The sequence below is a fragment of the Pseudoalteromonas sp. NFXS53 genome, from assembly GCF_056629255.1.
The window spans coordinates 1-17,901 of the sequence record NZ_JBWVBR010000006.1 but is presented as its reverse complement, the minus strand read 5'-3'; the positions used below and the strand labels follow the sequence as shown (position 1 = coordinate 17,901).

Genomic DNA, 17,901 nt, shown 5'->3' with positions numbered 1-17,901 from the left:
TAGCCAGATGAAATAAAAACCCTCGACATTTTCGAGGGTTTTTTTATTTCACATCAACCACTTTACTCGCCTTTTTATATTGAATTTTAAATCCCAGCCAAGCTGGCAATTCCCATCTTTTAGGTGCATCTTTGCGCGCACCGCTTGCATAATGCAAGGTTAAACGCTTTGCTTTAAAGAAATACTCAACCGATAGTTTTAACCCAGGTAAATTGACTTTTAGCGGGTACTTTTCTTTAAATGGATCGATTAACCAAGACTCGATACCTTGATAAAATAAGTCTTCGGGTTCGATTAAAGCTAAATCATCTTGCTCACGAATCCCTAAATCAGTCAAAGTTTCTAGCAAGTATTGCTCGGCTGTTGGTAGTGCCTCTGTGATATTTTCTGATTGGTTATATAGATTATGAAAATCAATCGTCTCAATCACTTGCTCGGCAACACCTGGCATTAATTGATTATTGAGAATGAGCTCGACACAGGCTGGAATAAGTATCTCTGAGGTGATAGGCTCAAGTTTTGTCGAAAGTTCTACCCCAGCAAAAACATGGCTGATATTCACCATGATCTCATGATCTACAATTTCAGCTTTGTTGAGTGTGGTTTCGTACTGTGCAAATTCACTAACAAGGCTCAGTGGCACTGGTGCGGCGCAGGTTGCCAATGTCATGGCTTGTTTTGTGCCCTTGCCGGCCATGGCATATGTATCTAGCACTATCATTGCTTGCGCCTTGTCGTTAATACGCGACTCCTTGGCTGGGATCACTTCGTTGTAGCCATTTCCAAAGGCGCCGCGTCGATTATTTCTTTTTATATAGAGTAAATCAGGTCGAGCTTGAGCAATATGATGTAAGAGTGAACTTCTATCGAAATTCGCAGCTTTACTCAGCTCTGGTAATGAAAAGGCCTCTCGTAGCTGTGCACTAAATTGTTTGGCTTCTTCAAACGCGTTTTGTTCGACATTTATATGAGGGGCTTTACCTCTAAGTAAATTAATAGCCAGCTCTAGATCGCAATGATTGGGTAGGGCCTTGTTCAATTCTTCGAGTTGCTCAGAATTATTGGGCAGCTGATAAACCCGCGCTGGCACACTTAAAACTGCAATGACATCAATCATGGCTTGTTTTAGTGCTCCGCTTGGCATTTTTGTAATTAAGTATGCATATTCTGCGTCAATGGGTAGCGGATATAATACTTTGCCAAGCTCAGTGGCGTTTAAATCGCCATCAAGGGCGGCGACTTTTTGTAATTGCGCAATAGCTGCATTCAATGAACTACTAGGCAATGGCTCCAAAAATTGTAACTCATGTATATTGAACCCCGCACAGGCGCTGGCCAATACCAGCTCAGACAAGGCTTCCCTGTGAATTTCTGGCGGTGTGGTTTTTATTAGTGGTGCATATTGACCGTATAAGCGAATGCAGCGCCCTGCTTGCGTACGACCTGCGCGACCAAGTCGCTGTTTAGCAGAGTCAGCAGCTATGGCTTCTAGTGCGAGTACCGTTTTACCGCCTCGCAAATGGGTACGACGTTCAAGACCTGAATCAATCACATAGGTAATATTGGGTATGGTCAGTGAGGTTTCAGCAACATTGGTTGCTAAGATAATACGCTGCTTTGATTGTTGTTTAAGCGCTAAATCTTGTTGAGATTTATGACAACCACTATACAAACCAATGACAATGGCATCTAAATCCTTGAGCCCACTTGCGGCACTTTGAATTTCGCCTTTGCCTGGTAAAAACACCAAAATATCGCCTTGGGTTTCATTCAATGCTTGAGCGCAAGCTTGATATACCCTTGGGACTAAGTCATGTTTGCTTGGCATCGCCCTCATATCATCTGCAATAAAAGTCTCTTCGACGGGGAACATTTTGCCTTCGCTGTGCAGGTGCGTTGCGTGTAAATAATCACATAAAGGCTGCGTATCTAGTGTCGCAGAGGTGACAATTAGTTTATGGGCTTGGTAACTTTTAATAAGAGCAAGCAGCAGATCCATGTCCCAACGGCGCTCGTGAAACTCATCGAGCATGACCACATCAAACTCTTTTAATTTAGACTCAAAAAACCACCGCAGTGCGACACCGGGTGTGGCAAATACCACTTGGGTGTTTTCATCAAAGTGGCTTTCAAAACGAATGGCGTAGCCAATTTCTTTTCCGAGCGGTTGCTGGCTTTGCTCTGCTAAATATTCCGCAAGTGACGTACAGGCAATACGTCTTGGTTGTACTACTAATACTCGACCAATTTTTTTTGCCCAAACGGGTAAACAAGTTGATTTACCTGAACCAGTACTTGCGCTGATCACAAGCGGAGAAGAGTCAATATGAGCGTGAAAATCAGCTTCTATTTGGGCTATGGGTAAAGTCATGGCAGAGTGTTCTATCTTATAATCTTTAAGTTTCTTGGATTTTATCAAAGCTATATTGAAATCGCTGCAATTCGCACCAACTAACTCATTAATAGAGTAAAGAGAATTCACATGATAAATATTTTCTTGATGTTGGCACTCGTGGCCTTTGTGGTGATTTATTGGCGTTGGCACGATGTGATGAGGCAATATTGGCAGCATAAATATGCTGAGCAAACCCTGTCAGAGCAAGATAAGCAAACCTTACTTAAATATATGCCTATCTATCGTAATATGACCGATAAAGATCGCAAAAAGCTCGAAAATCACATTGTTTGGTTTTTAGGTGAAAAGCGTGTATTAGGTCGTGATGGTTTAGAAGTGAATCGTGCTATGGCCTTACTGATTGCTGCCGATGCTTGTTTATTGGTGCTGAACAGCCAGTGGCCTTTATATCCAAATGTGAAAGAAGTGCTGTTATATCCCAGTAGCTACTATGCTCCACAGCAAAGTCGCGATGCGGCAGGGCTGGTTAATTACCATACTTCAGTTAGGCAAGGGGAGTCTTGGCCCGGCGGTACTTTGGTTTTAAGTTGGGATAACGTCATTGAAGGGCATAGGTTACCTGAAGATGGCCATAACCTGGTATTTCACGAATTTGCCCACCAGCTCGATCAGCAAACAGGGCAAACCAATGGTACACCTCAGTTGCACTCGCAGGCCATGTACCAACAATGGGGGAAAGTATTTACTCGTGCCTATTCAAACTTGAAAAGTCATGTGGCTTACGGCATGCATCATGTTATGCATAGTTATGGGGCAACCAATGAAGCGGAATTTTTTGCGGTGCTGACCGAGACATTCATGGAAAAACCGTTTGAGCTAAAGCAATACGACCCGGAGTTATTCTCGTTACTGATGGATTATTACCAGTTTGACCCCCGTAACTGGTACCGTCGATAAAATCTGCAATTGGTGGCTTTTTCTGGCATATCATTCGAAATTTTGTTGCAATCAGTTGTAATCATTCGTGATGATAACTGAGAGACAACAAGATGAAAAAACAGTTTTATAGTGCGCTCGCACTTTCTGTGTCATTAGCACTTGGCTGTGCACAGGCCGCAGAAAAATCAGAAAAATGGCAAGTTGATGCGCCGCAAGGTGAGTTCTTTGATGCGAAAGTATCTGTAGAGCAAGGTACTTGGATGAATGTCGATGTCAGCCCAGACGGTAAAACCATCGTATTTGATTTACTTGGCGACATTTACACTATGCCGATGAAAGGCGGTAAAGCCACACAGTTAACTTCAGACATTGGTTGGCAAATGCAGCCACGTTTTAGCCCTGATGGTCAGTATATTGCGTTTACTTCAGATCAAGGTGGTGGCGACAATATTTGGGTGATGAAGACCGACGGATCAGAGCAAACCGTCGTCACTAAAGAAACTTTTCGCTTATTGAACAGTCCTGCTTGGAGTCCAGATGGTAACTTTATCGTGGCGCGTAAGCATTTTACCGGTACTCGCTCTTTAGGAGCGGGTGAAGTTTGGATGTACCACAAAAGCGGTGGTAATGGTGTTCAACTAACGAAGCGTCCAAATGAGCAAAAAGACTTAGGTGAGCCTGCGTTCTCGCCAGATGGTCGTTATGTGTATTTCTCACAAGATGCCACACCGGGAAAAACCTTTCATTATTCAAAAGATTCAGTGGCAGGCATTTATAAAATTAAGCGTCTAGACAGAGAAACAGGTGAGATCGAGGTGATCTTATCGGGTATGGGTGGTGCCATTCGTCCAACCCCATCACCAGATGGTAAAACACTGGCATATATTAAACGTGACGATTTTCAATCAAGCCTCTATTTATATGATTTAGAGTCAGGTGAGCATACTAAGCTTTATGGTGAGCTTGAGCGTGATATGCAAGAGACTTGGGCCATTCACGGTGTATATCCAACCATTGCTTGGACGCCTGATCAAAAACATTTGGTATTCTGGGCGGGTGGTAAAATTCATAAACTGGCAGTGAAAGACAAGTCAGTTGAAGAGATTGCCTTCAAAGTAGAAACCACCAAAAAGCTGCAAAAGGCATTACGTTTTGCACAAGATATTGATGAGCCTGAATTCGATGTGAAAATGCTTCGTAACGTACAAGTCTCTCCTGACGGTGAAACGGCCATTTTTGAAGCCATGGGTCACATTTATAAAAGAGACCTTGAGTCGGGCAAAATTAAGCGTTTGACTAAACAAAAAGATCATTTTGAATTCTTCCCGCAATTTTCTCGTGATGGCAAAAAGATTGTTTATGTCACTTGGGATGACAAAGAGCAGGGCTCGGTACGTGTTGTATCAGCGCGCTCAGGTCGAGGTAAGGCCGTTACTAAGCAGCCAGGCAAATATGTAGAGCCAACATTTAGTCCTGATGGCGACACAGTGGTGTACCGTAAAACTTCAGGCAGTTCGATTTTAACGCCTGAGTGGTCTTTAAAGTCGGGGATTTACAAAGTTTCAAGTAAAGGCGGTGAATCAGAACTCATCACAGAGTCAGGTTTTCAACCTCAGTTTGCTGACAGAAACGACCGTATTTTTGTAATGGCGGGGTGGCCTAAACCGCAATTGCGCACAGTAAACTTAGAGACGAAGAAAACACAGGTTTTATACGAATCAAAACATGCGACTGAATACCGCGTATCTCCGGATGGTAAATATCTCGCATTTGCTGAACGTTTTAAAGTATTTGTGACGCCATTTGTTGAAAGTGGCAAAACCATTAATATCTCTCCAAGCGATAAGCAGTTCCCTGTTGAGCAGTTATCGGTCAGAGCGGGTGAGGGCATTTCATGGAGTGCTAAAGGCGATAAACTATATTGGAGTCTTGGACCTGAGTTTTATCATGCGTCACTTGCAGGCATGTTTGATATTAATAAAGCTGAAGATGCTGACTTTAAAGTGGCCAGTGGCACAAACATTGGTTTCAAGCAGAAAATGGCCGAGCCTAAAGGCATGATAGCGTTAACTGGCGCAACCATTGTTACCATGAAAGGCGAGCAAGTTATCGAAAATGGTGTGGTGCTGACTGATGGCAAACACATCAAAGCCGTGGGTTCACAAGCTGATGTGCGTATTCCAAAAGGCGCAAAAGTGATTGATGTAACAGGTAAGACTATTTTACCTGGGCTGGTGGATGTTCACGCGCACGGTGCGCAAGGCAGCAACGAGATCATTCCAGAGCAAAACTGGAAGAACTTTGCGGGCTTATCTTTAGGTGTAACAACCATTCACGATCCATCTAACGATACCACAGAGATCTTTGCAGCCAGCGAAATGCAAAAGGCAGGCAAAATTGTTGGCCCACGTATTTTCTCAACCGGTACGATTTTGTACGGTGCGAATATGCCGGGTTATACATCACATGTCGATTCATTAGACGATGCTAAGTTCCACTTAGAGCGTTTACAAAAAGTCGGTGCCTTTAGTGTGAAGTCTTATAACCAACCGCGTCGTGAACAGCGTCAGCAAGTGGTTGAAGCGGGTCGTCAGCTAGGCATGATGGTCGTGCCTGAGGGTGGCTCATTGTTACAACACAACCTCACTATGGTCGTTGATGGTCATACTGGTATTGAGCACTCTTTACCTGTCTCGCATATCTATGACGACATTAAGCAGTTATGGTCGCAGACTGATGTAGGTTATACACCAACGCTAGGTGTGGCTTATGGCGGTATTTGGGGTGAAAACTACTGGTACGATAAAACCGATGTGTGGGCACACCCAAGATTAAGTAAGTTTGTGCCTAAGAACCAATTACTACCGCGTTCAATGCGTCGTATTAAATCACCAGATCACCACTATAATCACTTCAACAACGCGCGTGTGTCTGCTGAATTACAAGACTTAGGTGCTCTAGTGAATCTAGGTGCGCACGGTCAGCGTGAAGGCCTAGCGGCACACTGGGAAATCTGGATGTTTGCACAAGGTGGCATGACGCCACATGAAGCATTGCGTGCAGCTACGATTGATCCGGCTAAGCATATCGGTCTTGATGAACACATTGGTTCAATTGAGGCGGGTAAATTGGCTGACTTAATCGTGCTTGATAAAAACCCGCTAGATAACATCAGAGATACGGACAAGATCAGTCATACTATGATCAATGGCCGTTTATTTGATGCGTCAACGATGCAAGAAGTCGGTGCGAAAAAACGTGAGAAGTTATTCTTCGAAGAGTAACTTTCACTGTTGAGTGAGGCTTAGGTCTCACTCCTGTTGGATTTTAATCTTTCAATATTAAAACCAGACATAAAAAAACCGCGGTAAACGCGGTTTTTTTATGTCTAACTGTGAGTGGGGATTAAACCACACCACGTGGAAGGCGACAGTCATGCTCTTTTTCAGCAAGACGGATAATCCAGAACTCTTCTGGTGTGTAACCTTCTTCATTAGCTTTAACAACAGTAAATGCTGCTTTTTTAGTTTTCGCAGGCGCTGCTGGTTTTTTTGCTTCTTTTTTAGCAGGAGCCGCTTCTTGGCTAGGAGCCGCAGAACCAGAAGTAAGCTCTTCTGTTAGTGCTGCTACATCTGCAAGACGCATGTTTTTGCCACCGTCAATGCTGTACCAGCCAGGTTTAGTTGTGATCTCTGGCTTTTTACCATGGGCAGCTTCATATGCAGCTTCAAAAGCGCTTAATACTTCAGTTTTATCAAGTTTACTCATCGTAGATCCTAGTCGTTAATACGCGGATACGCGGGTTTAATTTAAAGGCGCATTTATACCGAAAATTGGGCTAATTTTCAATTTTTTGCGCCATTTCTCTACTTTTAGCCTTCTAAATTGCGATAAAGCGCTGTAAAAGTAAGCATTTTAACGTATTTTTAAGCACTGATTCATAAAGCTTCAGGGTTAATGAATCGTCTTAACGCTATCCAGGCTTTACCTATGACTTCATGCCAGTGGCTCGTAACCGCTCTTAATACTCCCGAATCTGGAATAAAAAGCTTATGCGTCGGGGTATTTGTATAAGTGTAAAATTGCACCGGTGCTTTGATCACATCAACCCCCTGCACATAAAATAAATCACTGGCTCTGGCCATGTGACTTGCTGAGGTGACGAGTGCAACCTGTCTATCGACTAATTTTGGTGCAAGTAGTTTTGCTTCATCGGCTGTGTCTTTAGCTGTTGGGTTGGTCGACACTCGGTGCTTGGCAATACCTAAACTTGTAGCAGTCTCTGCCATTAAATCAGCGCCTGTGGTTTTACCAAAGCCATACCCTGAGACAATCATTTTGGCTTGTGGGTATATGTTTGCCAGACGAAGCCCTTCAACTAGGCGTGATAACGCGCAACCACCAAGTTGGCCATTTGCTGGCAAACGGCTGTTGGCATAGACATCACAGCCAAGTACAACAATATAGTCGAGCTTTTTGTGTTTTTTAATATTGAAAGGCGCTTGGGTCTTTTCGACAGGTTCAATCAATAAGTTTGCGCCGTAAGGTGTGCTTATAAACCAAGTGGCAAGAACACAAAGCCAAGCAATAAGGTATGACTTTTTATTTTGCTTGGCGATAAATAATAAACACAGTGACAAGATAATTAAGGTGAGTGGCAAGGGCATCAAGAGGCCGCCGATGATCTTTTTGATTTCAAACATAAAAAAGCCCAAAGAGAATTTGGGCTAGTTTAAAATAGAATCAGTAAGACAACCAGATGATTTCTGTGGTTATCGTCCGTTACTTTGCTTACACGTATTTAAGAAGTGACGATAGACAGGGTTGTCTTTCATGTTTTTCTTCATGGCTAAATACATCGGACGATTTAAACCCAGTGCGCCCAGCGGAATGGACTTAATTAACCCTTGGCTTTCATAAGGTGTTACTAACCAATCAGGTAGAGCGGCAACACCCATACCGGCACTGACTAACTGGAAAATAAGTAATCCTTGATCCACTGTTTTTAATGTGCCGTCAAAGCGTGCATTTTGAATAAAATGCTTAAAAATATCTTGGCGTTCTTTTGGAATAGGGTACGAAATAATAGTTTCGTCTTTTAAGTCGAGGGCCGTGACGTAGGCTTTTTTAGCCAGTTCATGATCGGGTGATACAATCAGTTTCAACTTAAAATCAAAAAGGTGCGCGTATTCAAGCTTGTCGGCTTCACGAATATCAGAAGTTAACACTAGGTCTAAGTCATCGTTGAGTAGCTCTGGAATGGCGTCGTAGCTAAACCCGCGCTCGTAATCTACATGGATGTCAGGCCAGAAATTGTTAAATTCTTTGATTGTCGGCAATAGCCAATGGAAACATGCGTGGCATTCAACACTTAAGCGCAGTTGAGAAATTGGTTGATTGAGGCTTTCTTTTAATCGACACTTGGTTGCTTCTACTCTTGGTAACACTTCGTTGGCCAATTCTAGTAGTAGCATACCTTGTGGGGTAAATCGCACGGGTTGTGTTTTTCTTTCGAACAGCTGACAGTCTAATTTGTTCTCTAAGTCTTTAATTTGATGAGATAAAGCTGATTGAGTTAAAAACAGTTCACGGGCTGTATTAACGAGCGAGCCGGTTTCTTTAAGCGTTGAAATGGTTTTTAAATGTTTAATATCTATCATCTTCAATAAATCTCATTCTTAGAGTGAGCAAAATTCAGAGTTCACCTATTCCTGAACTGCATAACTTTAATTTCCGTGTTTGCTAGTTTATAAAAACAGCATAAAACTGTGTTTAATTAGCAAAATCACTATAACACTATTTTTGACAGCGTTGTCATGTTTTGATCATATTTTTTACAAATTTATTCGATTAATTTTGTTCATGTTAAAACTGAAAAACCATCAATTGTCTTCATCCTATCTCATGTTAATACTTTTAGCCATCTAAACATCCGTATAATTTTAAGGAAAGAGCATGGCGCATATTCATAATTTAGGTTTTCCTCGAGTTGGCAAAAAACGTGAACTCAAATTTGCAGTCGAAGCGTATTGGCGAGGCGAGCTAACTCAGGCCGAGTTACTAGAGAAAGGCAGAGTTATCAGAGCCGAGAATTGGGCGATACAGGCTGAAGCTGGAATTGAATTACTTCCGGTTGGCGATTTTGCATGGTATGACCATGTACTCAATACCAGCTTATTGCTAGGCGCTATACCAAAGCGCCATGTAAATACCGATGGCAATGTTGATCTAGATACATTATTCAGAATAGGCCGAGGTAAAGCGCCAAGTGGTTGTGCTTGTGCAGCGAGTGAAATGACTAAGTGGTTTAATACCAACTACCACTATATAGTGCCCGAGCTTTCTAAAGAGCAAACCTTTGAACTTACCTGGCAAGCACTGTTTGAGGAAGTCGCTGAAGCACACAGTCTGGGTTATAAAGTTAAACCTGTTTTGGTCGGGCCTGTTACTTATTTGCATTTAGCCAAATGTGCAGATAAGTCGTTTAATAAATTTTCGCTTCTGGAGAGATTGTTACCGGTTTATCAGCAAGTGTTACAAAAGCTGGCTGAACTTGGCGTTGAATGGGTACAGATTGATGAGCCAATACTCGCCCTAGAGCTATCAGATGAGTATCGCAGTGCTTTGCGCACTTCTTTTGCTACATTAAATGGGCAAGGTGTGAAGGTTTTACTGGCCAGCTACTTTGAGTCAGTAAAAGATTATTATGAAGATATTCAGCAATATCCTGTCGCAGGTGTGCATTTTGACTGTGTCGCTGGTGAGCAAGATTTTACAAAGCTAAACCAGCTTTTAAATGATGACCAAGTTTTATCTTTAGGGGTTATTAACGGTCGTAATATTTGGCGAGCAGATCTGTCTGCTATTTATAATCAGATTGAGCCCATAGCACTAAGTCGCGGTGATAATTTATGGTTAGCACCATCATGCTCATTACTCCATACCCCGGTAGATTTAGATCAAGAAGAAAAGCTTGATGCTGAATTACGTTCTTGGTTGGCGTTCGCAAAACAAAAGGCACAAGAGCTTAAGCTACTTAAAACAGCCATTGAGAATAAAGCACTAGCAACTTTAGACCTATATTCAGCGCCTGTAAAAGCCAGAGCGAGTTCTAAGCGCGTAAATAACCTTGTGGTTCAAGAAAAAGTGGCATCACTTACTGCCGAACACGCAAAGCGACAAAGTGAATTTTCCGAACGAGCTAAAAAGCAGCAAGCCGCATTAGGATTACCTTTATTACCGACCACAACCATAGGATCTTTTCCACAGACACAAACCATTCGCCAAGCACGAAAAGAGTTTAAAGCCGGTGTTATTTCAGTCGCAGAGTACGAAAACCAAATGCAAGTGGAGATCCGATATGCGGTTGAAGAGCAAGAAGCGCTTGATATTGATGTGCTAGTGCACGGTGAGGCTGAGCGTAATGATATGGTTGAATATTTTGGTGAGCAACTCGAAGGATTTGCATTTACGCAATTTGGTTGGGTGCAAAGCTATGGCTCTCGCTGTGTTAAACCGCCTATTATCTGGGGCGATGTATCTCGAGAAAAGCCTATGACTGTGAACTGGACGCAATATGCGCAAGCGCAAACCGTTAAGAAAATGAAAGGTATGCTCACAGGTCCTGTCACCATTTTATTTTGGTCATTTGTTAGAGATGATCTCGATAAGCCAAGCATTGCAAATCAAATCGCATTAGCACTTCGAGATGAAGTCGTCGATCTACAAAACGCGGGAATTGATATCATACAAATTGACGAACCGGCATTTAGAGAAGGCATGCCATTAAAGGCAAGTGAATGGCAAAGTTATCTTGATTGGGCGGCTTATGCGTTTAGAGTGTCGGCGTCGGGGGTTAAAGATGAAACACAAATTCATACGCATATGTGCTATGCAGAGTTCAACGACATTATTGGTGCAATCGCCGATATGGATGCTGATGTGATTACCATAGAAACATCTCGCTCGAATATGGAACTACTAAATGCTTTTGAAGATTTTGCTTATCCAAATGAGATTGGCCCAGGTGTGTATGATATTCATAGCCCGAATGTGCCAGACATTGCGTGGATCAAATCGCTTATCCATAAAGCCGCCAAAAAGATCCCCGTGGAGCGTTTATGGGTGAATCCTGATTGCGGTTTAAAAACTCGTGGATGGGAAGAAACTAGAGCTGCGCTTGATAACATGGTGAAAGCGACCAAAGAGCTCAGAAAGGAACTTGGATAAAATTAACTTTAACTAAAAGTAAATTAGCTAGAAGATAAAACAAAACCTGCGTAATGCAGGTTTTGTTTTATTAATTTAAGTGGAAAGTCACTTTTAAATTGGTAGCACCATCTCTGTATGTTTGAGTAATAATTCCATGGCTTTATCTGCTGGCAGTGGCTTTGACACAATATAGCCTTGACCAAATTGGCAACCTTTACGTTTTAGTAGCGCCCATTGTTTTGGGTTCTCAATACCTTCAGCAACCACAGTTAACTTTAAAGAGTGAGCGAGAGATAAAATAGCATCTACCAAGGGGTTCTCTTTTTGTGTTAATTGATCCACAAAGCTCTTATCTATTTTCAGTACATGGATCGGTAATTGATGAAGATAACCAAGCGCCGAATAGCCGGTACCAAAATCATCTAAATAAAGTTTTACACCGAGTGGCTCTAATCCTTCAATAATTCGCGTTGCAAGGCTGAGGTTTTCAATTAAACCTGACTCAGTTATTTCTAAACACAATGTCCCATTGGGTAACTGGTATTTGGTGTAGATCTCTTTCATAAAGTCTACAAACTCAAGACTGGCAAAATGACGAGACGAGACATTGACGGTTACTCGAATTGTCGGCATACCCGCGCGACGCCATTTTTGTAACTGTGCGCCTGCAAGTTCTAATAGGTGCAGGTCTAGGTCGATGATCTGGCCTGTTTGTTCAGCAATAGGTATAAAGTCATTAGGCGGCACTAAGCCAGTTTTTGGGTGATGCCACCTTACCAGCGCTTCAAAGCTGACAATATGAGGGTCTTGCAATGCAAAAATTGGCTGAAAGAAAAGCTCGAACTCATTGTTTTTGATGCCATGTTGCAAGTCGTTTTCAATATCTGCTTGGCGCTTTAGCTTTCGGCGCATGGCGTTATTGAAGTAACATACTTGGCCTCGACCACGAGACTTGGCTTCATACATGGCAGCGTCTGCCTGTTGTAGCAACGAAATCGCATTGTCTTTGGCACTTTCTGTAAAGGCTACACCGATACTACTGGATGCTTGTAAAACATGACCATCAATGTGTAAAGGCTTTGCGATTGCATTGGTGATCCGTTCAAGCGCCAATTCTACTTGGTGCTTGTCCTGGACATTTTCCATGAAGATCGCAAACTCATCACCGCCGAGTCGTGCAAAAGTATCGGTTTTACGAATACAGCTTTTTACCATATTAACAATTGCGATAAGAAAGTGGTCACCTACATCGTGACCGAGTGAATCATTAATACTTTTAAACCTATCCAAGTCTAAATAGAGTAGACAGTGTAGGTTTTTTTGCTTGGCACGCCCTAAAGCCAAAATTGCGTGTTTCACACGCTCAAACAATAAGTAACGGTTTGCTAATCCGGTTAGCTCATCGTGTAATGCTCTATGCTCTAGTGCTTGACGAGAGATTTGACGATCTATAGCCATACTTACTTGGCGGCTTATATATGTAAGGATCTCAAGATCATGTGCTTCAAAGCTTTTATGTTTTTGATAACTTTGCAGCACAATAACGCCCTGATATTGTTCGTTAACTGTAAACGGCACACCTAACCAAGAAAGTGGCGAACGACCGAGCATTTTAAAATGCCCGTCTTCAATGTGCTGTTTAAACTGTACTTGATCACATAGCAGAGGTTTATTACTTTTCAGCAAATAATACGACGCAGAATCTTTTAATTGGTCTTTTGAAATTTTTGGCGTTGCTAAACACTTTAATTCACTTTCGATAAGGTATTTTATTTCTAAGACATCTGACTTGCGGTTATAAAGCGCAATAAAAAAGTTTTCCGCGGGTAATTGTGTATTAATGATCTGGTAAAGGTCATCATAAAATGCATTTAAGTCAGCAGATTTATACGCGATGTTAGCAATTTTAAGTAAGCACTGTTCGAGTTGCTGGGCTTGGTTTAACTGATTTACTGTTGTAGTTAAATTATCAAGTGTACGAACTTGATATATTTTTGCGCTTAATAAATGAGCAACGGTGGACAATATTTGTAAATGCGCATCGGTAAAATAATTTAATTCAGGGTGCTCACAATCAATTACCCCGAGTAGGGTATTTTCATAAACTAAAGGCACACAGATTTCTGAGAGGGCAGGGCGTGAGTCGGCAATATACATCGCTTCTTTTCGCACATCTCCTGTGACAAAAGGTACTTGAGTACGAGCAACGTGTCCGGTGATACCTTGATCTATCGGTATACGCGTTTGCGCTACTTGATAATCGATACTTTGATGCGCGATCCCCATTGACGCAACTTCGTCTAAGAATTCAGCTTGTTCATCAGCTAAATATATAACACAGTCGACAAAGCCTAAGCGACTTACTACTTGAGAAGTTACATAATCAAATAATTCATCTAGCTGGGTGATTTGTAAAAGCGAAGATGAAAATTGATTAATAATGCTGAGCTGTTCGGTTTTTGATTCTAATTTGTTGTTATTCGAAAGCATGCACAATATTCATTCTGGTCCATGACTATACGTTAACCTACTTGTCACTAAAACTACATAATAAAATAGGTTCATTAACGAATTTGATTGTAAATGGTTGTATAGAAATCGGGAGTATTTCGTCCTAAAAACTTTACTAGATAAGCCTAAGTGCCTATGATCGAGCAAATTCAGCAGCGGAAATAAGCAATGACAAGTAAAGTAACCACTTTAACTATTACTCGACCTGATGATTGGCACATTCATTTACGAGATGGTGTGCAGCTAAAAGATACGGTTCGAGATGTGAGCCGTTATATGGGTCGCGCCATTATCATGCCAAACCTTGTGCCACCTGCGACTTGTACAGATACAGCATTATCTTATCGTGATCGCATTATGGCTGCAGAGCCGCAAGGCAATTTTGAACCTCTCATGGTTTTATATCTAACAGATAAAACAACCCCGGAAGAAATCAGAAAAGCAAAGGCTACAGGTAAAATTTTCGCTGCAAAACTTTATCCTGCTGGTGCAACAACTAATTCAGATTCAGGCGTTACTGACATTGAAAATGTATTTCCTGCATTAGAAGCAATGCAAGAAGTAGGTATGCTGCTATTAGTACATGGTGAAGTAACCGATTCTTCAATCGATATCTTCGACAGAGAAAGGGTGTTTTTAGAAACAAAATTATCAAAAGTTGTTGATGCTTTCCCTGGTCTAAAAATTGTTCTAGAGCACATCACTACAAAAGATGCGGTTGAGTTTGTTGAGGCAGCCTCTGACAATGTAGCCGCAACTATTACTGCCCACCACTTACTTTATAACCGTAATCATATGTTAGCTGGTGGTATTCGTCCTCATTATTACTGTTTACCAATTCTTAAACGTAATACACATCAACAGGCACTAATAAAAGCTGCAACAAGCGGTAACCCTAAGTTTTTCTTAGGTACTGATTCTGCGCCTCATGCCAAAGATAAGAAAGAAGCAGCATGCGGTTGTGCGGGTGCTTATACTGCTCACGCAGCAATTGAGTTATATGCTGAAGCATTTGAAGAAGTAGATGCATTAGATAAACTAGAGGGCTTTGCTAGCCACTTTGGTCCTGACTTTTATGGCTTACCAAGAAACAACGATACCATCACGCTAGAGAAGACACCTTGGCAGGTGCCTGATAGTTACCCGTTGGGCGATGCAGATGTCGTACCTATTAAAGCGGGTGCAGAAATCGACTGGAAAGTAGTCTAAATATAACTTAACTATTTTTTGTAATTTTTAAAACGCGCATCAAGCGCGTTTTTTTGTGCAATTATATTTCGTAACAAATATAATATTTGCAAGTTTTTAATATATTTATACTATTAATATGAGTGTGTAATTAATTTAAAATACACAACTAAGCTAAATAGAAATTAAATATTTGAGAGAAGGCAATGAAAGAAATAAAATCATTTATTAAGTCTGCAAGTGTTAGTGAGTTAGAAAAAGCACTTGGATTAATAAACGACGCAATTGCCTCACAAAAAGCGCAGGAAGCTGCAAAAGCAGAAGTATTAGCTTTAATTAAAGATAAAGGACTGACTGTTGAGGATTTGCTTGAAAGTGCTCCGACTGACAAACGCAGTAAAGTAGCCATTAAATATCGCATGGAGAAAGACGGTGAGATATTTGAATGGAGTGGTCGTGGAAAACGTCCTAAAGTATTTGTTGATGTTGACCTGCAACAATACGCAGTAATTTAAGTTTAGTCTTTAGGTGAGCAGGTTTATAGCCTGCTCATTTGTTTTAGAGGTTAGTTATTTACACGCTCAGACCTTATCAGCAAGAAGCTGTTCAAAATACCATTTCTCATTTTAAAAAAACGAATGATCCAGCAGTAATCGTTTTACCAACAGGTGCAGGCAAAAGCCTTGTGATTGCAGAGTTGGCTAGACTTGCACGAAAAAAAATTCTTGTTTTAGCTCATGTAAAAGAGTTGGTAGAGCAAAATAGCGAAAAATATAAAAGCTTTGGTTTACAAGCGAGTATTTTCTCTGCAGGTTTAAAACAAAAGTCACTTATTCATCAAGTCACCTTTGCCAGTGTTCAATCGCTTTCCAGAAATATCGACCAATTAAATGAAGAATACTCCTTGGTCATTATAGATGAATGCCACCGCGTAAATGGGGACGATAAAAGTCAGTACGGCAAAGTTATTTCAGCTTTGAAAGAACATAACGCTAATTTAAAGGTGCTAGGTTTAACCGCGACACCATATCGTTTAGGCATGGGTTGGATCTATCAAAATCATTATCATGGCTTTGCTAGAGGGAACAGCGACTCCCCATTTAAGAAGTGTATTTTCGAGCTGCCTCTACGATACATGATAAGCAATAAATACCTTACGCCGCCTAAACAAGTTGATCCGGCGATAAAACATTATGATTTCTCCAGTCTGACAACCGATAACTTTGGCAGGTTTAGTGAAACACAAATGAATAGTTTGCTAGATAGCCAAACCAGAGCAACAAAAAGCATCATTGACCATGTGCTAGAGCAAAGTACTTCTAGAAAAGGCGTGATGATCTTCGCTGCCACGGTTATGCATGCTAAAGAAATCTTCTCGTACTTACCGCAAAGTGAAGCTGCACTGGTGATAGGTGATACCCATCAGGCTGAGCGTGATGCCATTATTAAGAATTTCAAAAACAAACAAATAAAGTACCTTATAAATGTATCCGTTCTTACGACAGGTTTTGATGCCCCCCATGTTGACTTCATCGCAATATTGAGACCAACAGAATCCGTCAGTTTGTATCAACAGATAGTTGGACGAGGTTTAAGACTTGCAGATGACAAAAAAGATTGCCTCGTTATGGACTTTGCAGGCAACCAGTTCGATTTGTTTCAACCTGAAGTGGGTGCTAAAAAACCTAATTCAGATAATGAACCGGTTCAAGTGCTTTGTCCTGGTTGTGGCTTTGCCAATATATTCTGGGGCAAAACAGATGAGCAAGGCAAAGTCATAGAGCATTTTGGCCGCCGTTGTCAGGGATTACTGGATAATGGCGAACAGGAGCAACAATGTGACTACCGCTTTAAATTTAAAGAATGTGATGAATGTGGGGCTGAAAATGACATAGCAGCTAGGCAATGTCATCAATGTCTTGCTGTTATGGCTGATCCGGATGATAAATTGAGAGCGGCACTGAATCTCAAAAACGCCATGGTTTTACGTTGTAGTGGTTTGTCTATTACAACTTTGGCCGATGAAAAGATAAAAGTAACTTACTTTGATGAAGACGGCGCATCTTGTAGTGAGGTGTACGATTTTGATAATAGTAAAAGTGTGTACGTTTTTAATAAGCAATACGCAAAACGTGTGTCTGGTGTTTCTTCTCCAATTAACTTTAAGCAGGCTTCGGTAGTTCAACAATATGCCTACCAATTAAAAGCGCCTGACTTTGTGATTGCAAACCAACATAAGAAGTACGGTTGGCAAGTAAAGGAAAAGCTATTTGATTATGAAGGCAGCTATAGAGTCGCGGATAAATCATAAACCTTCAAGTAGAACGCTACATTTGTACGTTTTATAGCCTAAAAATATATAAAAACACACGTTTCGTTCAAAAATTGCGCGAACAGTCAGTTTTTTGCATTTTTCTTTAAAAAAGGGCTTGCGTAATTTTCTGGTCTCCCTATAATGCGACCCCACTGACACGGGGCGAGACGCTGAAAAGCAAATCAAAACGATGTCGAGTCAAATAAAACTTAACTTTAAAAACTTTTTAAAATTAAGTGTTGACATAAAAAGTGAAGTCGTTATTATGGCGCTCCACTTCGCAGCAAGGCTGCGGTAACTCATCGAGTTACACTGTTCTTTAAAAATATGAAGCAATCATCTGTGTGGGCACTCGTACAGGTTGAGTTCTAACAGCTCTTGA

Annotated in this window: 11 protein-coding genes; 6 read left to right on the top strand and 5 right to left on the bottom strand. The window is 41.3% G+C overall.

Annotated features, from left to right (window positions below):
• Positions 1-43: 43 nt before the first annotated feature.
• Entirely contained in the window at positions 44-2,371 is a 2,328-nt protein-coding gene (locus AC1HJP_RS08270) for a helicase-related protein (RefSeq protein WP_480361407.1), read from the bottom strand.
• A gap of 111 nt (positions 2,372-2,482) precedes the next feature.
• Between AC1HJP_RS08270 and AC1HJP_RS08265 the strand changes: the two genes are divergently transcribed.
• On the top strand, positions 2,483-3,313 hold the full coding sequence (locus tag AC1HJP_RS08265) for a M90 family metallopeptidase (protein ID WP_480361406.1): 831 nt from the start codon (positions 2,483-2,485) through the stop codon (positions 3,311-3,313).
• 92 nt (positions 3,314-3,405) lie between these two features.
• Positions 3,406-6,579 (top strand): amidohydrolase family protein, encoded by a 3,174-nt coding sequence (locus AC1HJP_RS08260; RefSeq protein WP_480361405.1) that lies wholly within the window; start codon positions 3,406-3,408, stop codon positions 6,577-6,579.
• A 121-nt stretch (positions 6,580-6,700) separates the two neighbouring features.
• Here AC1HJP_RS08260 and AC1HJP_RS08255 read toward each other — a convergent pair whose 3' ends face one another.
• The 3 genes from AC1HJP_RS08255 to AC1HJP_RS08245 all read right to left on the bottom strand — a co-directional run bounded on the left by AC1HJP_RS08255 (position 6,701) and on the right by AC1HJP_RS08245 (position 8,955).
• On the bottom strand, positions 6,701-7,063 hold the full coding sequence (locus tag AC1HJP_RS08255; protein WP_058029303.1) for a hypothetical protein: 363 nt from the start codon (positions 7,061-7,063) through the stop codon (positions 6,701-6,703).
• A gap of 170 nt (positions 7,064-7,233) precedes the next feature.
• Positions 7,234-7,998, bottom strand: coding sequence for a YdcF family protein (locus AC1HJP_RS08250; protein ID WP_480361404.1), 765 nt, complete (start codon positions 7,996-7,998; stop codon positions 7,234-7,236).
• A gap of 69 nt (positions 7,999-8,067) precedes the next feature.
• Positions 8,068-8,955 carry a LysR substrate-binding domain-containing protein gene (locus AC1HJP_RS08245; RefSeq protein WP_058029305.1) on the bottom strand — a complete coding sequence of 296 codons (888 nt, stop codon included), beginning with the start codon at positions 8,953-8,955 and terminating at the stop codon, positions 8,068-8,070.
• Between the two features lie 295 nt (positions 8,956-9,250).
• Here AC1HJP_RS08245 and metE point away from each other — a divergent pair, with 295 nt between their 5' ends.
• Positions 9,251-11,524, top strand: coding sequence for a 5-methyltetrahydropteroyltriglutamate--homocysteine S-methyltransferase (metE, locus tag AC1HJP_RS08240; RefSeq protein ID WP_480361403.1), 2,274 nt, complete (start codon positions 9,251-9,253; stop codon positions 11,522-11,524).
• Positions 11,525-11,617: 93 nt separating this feature from the next.
• Here the strand turns inward: metE and AC1HJP_RS08235 are convergent, their stop codons facing one another.
• Positions 11,618-13,996, bottom strand: coding sequence for a bifunctional diguanylate cyclase/phosphodiesterase (locus tag AC1HJP_RS08235; RefSeq protein WP_480361402.1), 2,379 nt, complete (start codon positions 13,994-13,996; stop codon positions 11,618-11,620).
• A 189-nt stretch (positions 13,997-14,185) separates the two neighbouring features.
• On the opposite strand from AC1HJP_RS08235, the gene pyrC reads away from it, so the two are divergent.
• The 3 genes from pyrC to radD all read left to right on the top strand — a co-directional run bounded on the left by pyrC (position 14,186) and on the right by radD (position 17,516).
• The gene (pyrC, locus tag AC1HJP_RS08230; protein WP_480361401.1) at positions 14,186-15,226 is read left to right on the top strand and encodes a dihydroorotase; all 1,041 of its coding nucleotides are present in this window, start codon (positions 14,186-14,188) and stop codon (positions 15,224-15,226) included.
• A 185-nt stretch (positions 15,227-15,411) separates the two neighbouring features.
• Positions 15,412-15,720 carry an H-NS histone family protein gene (locus AC1HJP_RS08225; protein WP_130255726.1) on the top strand — a complete coding sequence of 103 codons (309 nt, stop codon included), beginning with the start codon at positions 15,412-15,414 and terminating at the stop codon, positions 15,718-15,720.
• A 56-nt stretch (positions 15,721-15,776) separates the two neighbouring features.
• A complete protein-coding gene (gene radD, locus AC1HJP_RS08220) occupies positions 15,777-17,516 on the top strand; it encodes a DNA repair helicase RadD (protein WP_480361538.1) in 1,740 nt (579 codons plus the stop codon).
• The last annotated feature ends 385 nt before the right edge of the window (positions 17,517-17,901 follow it).

Coding starts and splice junctions, on each gene's coding strand:
- AC1HJP_RS08270 (WP_480361407.1), bottom strand. CDS start 2,371: ATGACTTTACCCATAGCCCAAATAGAAGCTGATTTTCACGCTCATATT.
- AC1HJP_RS08265 (WP_480361406.1), top strand. CDS start 2,483: ATGATAAATATTTTCTTGATGTTGGCACTCGTGGCCTTTGTGGTGATT.
- AC1HJP_RS08260 (WP_480361405.1), top strand. CDS start 3,406: ATGAAAAAACAGTTTTATAGTGCGCTCGCACTTTCTGTGTCATTAGCA.
- AC1HJP_RS08255 (WP_058029303.1), bottom strand. CDS start 7,063: ATGAGTAAACTTGATAAAACTGAAGTATTAAGCGCTTTTGAAGCTGCA.
- AC1HJP_RS08250 (WP_480361404.1), bottom strand. CDS start 7,998: ATGTTTGAAATCAAAAAGATCATCGGCGGCCTCTTGATGCCCTTGCCA.
- AC1HJP_RS08245 (WP_058029305.1), bottom strand. CDS start 8,955: ATGATAGATATTAAACATTTAAAAACCATTTCAACGCTTAAAGAAACC.
- metE (WP_480361403.1), top strand. CDS start 9,251: ATGGCGCATATTCATAATTTAGGTTTTCCTCGAGTTGGCAAAAAACGT.
- AC1HJP_RS08235 (WP_480361402.1), bottom strand. CDS start 13,996: ATGCTTTCGAATAACAACAAATTAGAATCAAAAACCGAACAGCTCAGC.
- pyrC (WP_480361401.1), top strand. CDS start 14,186: ATGACAAGTAAAGTAACCACTTTAACTATTACTCGACCTGATGATTGG.
- AC1HJP_RS08225 (WP_130255726.1), top strand. CDS start 15,412: ATGAAAGAAATAAAATCATTTATTAAGTCTGCAAGTGTTAGTGAGTTA.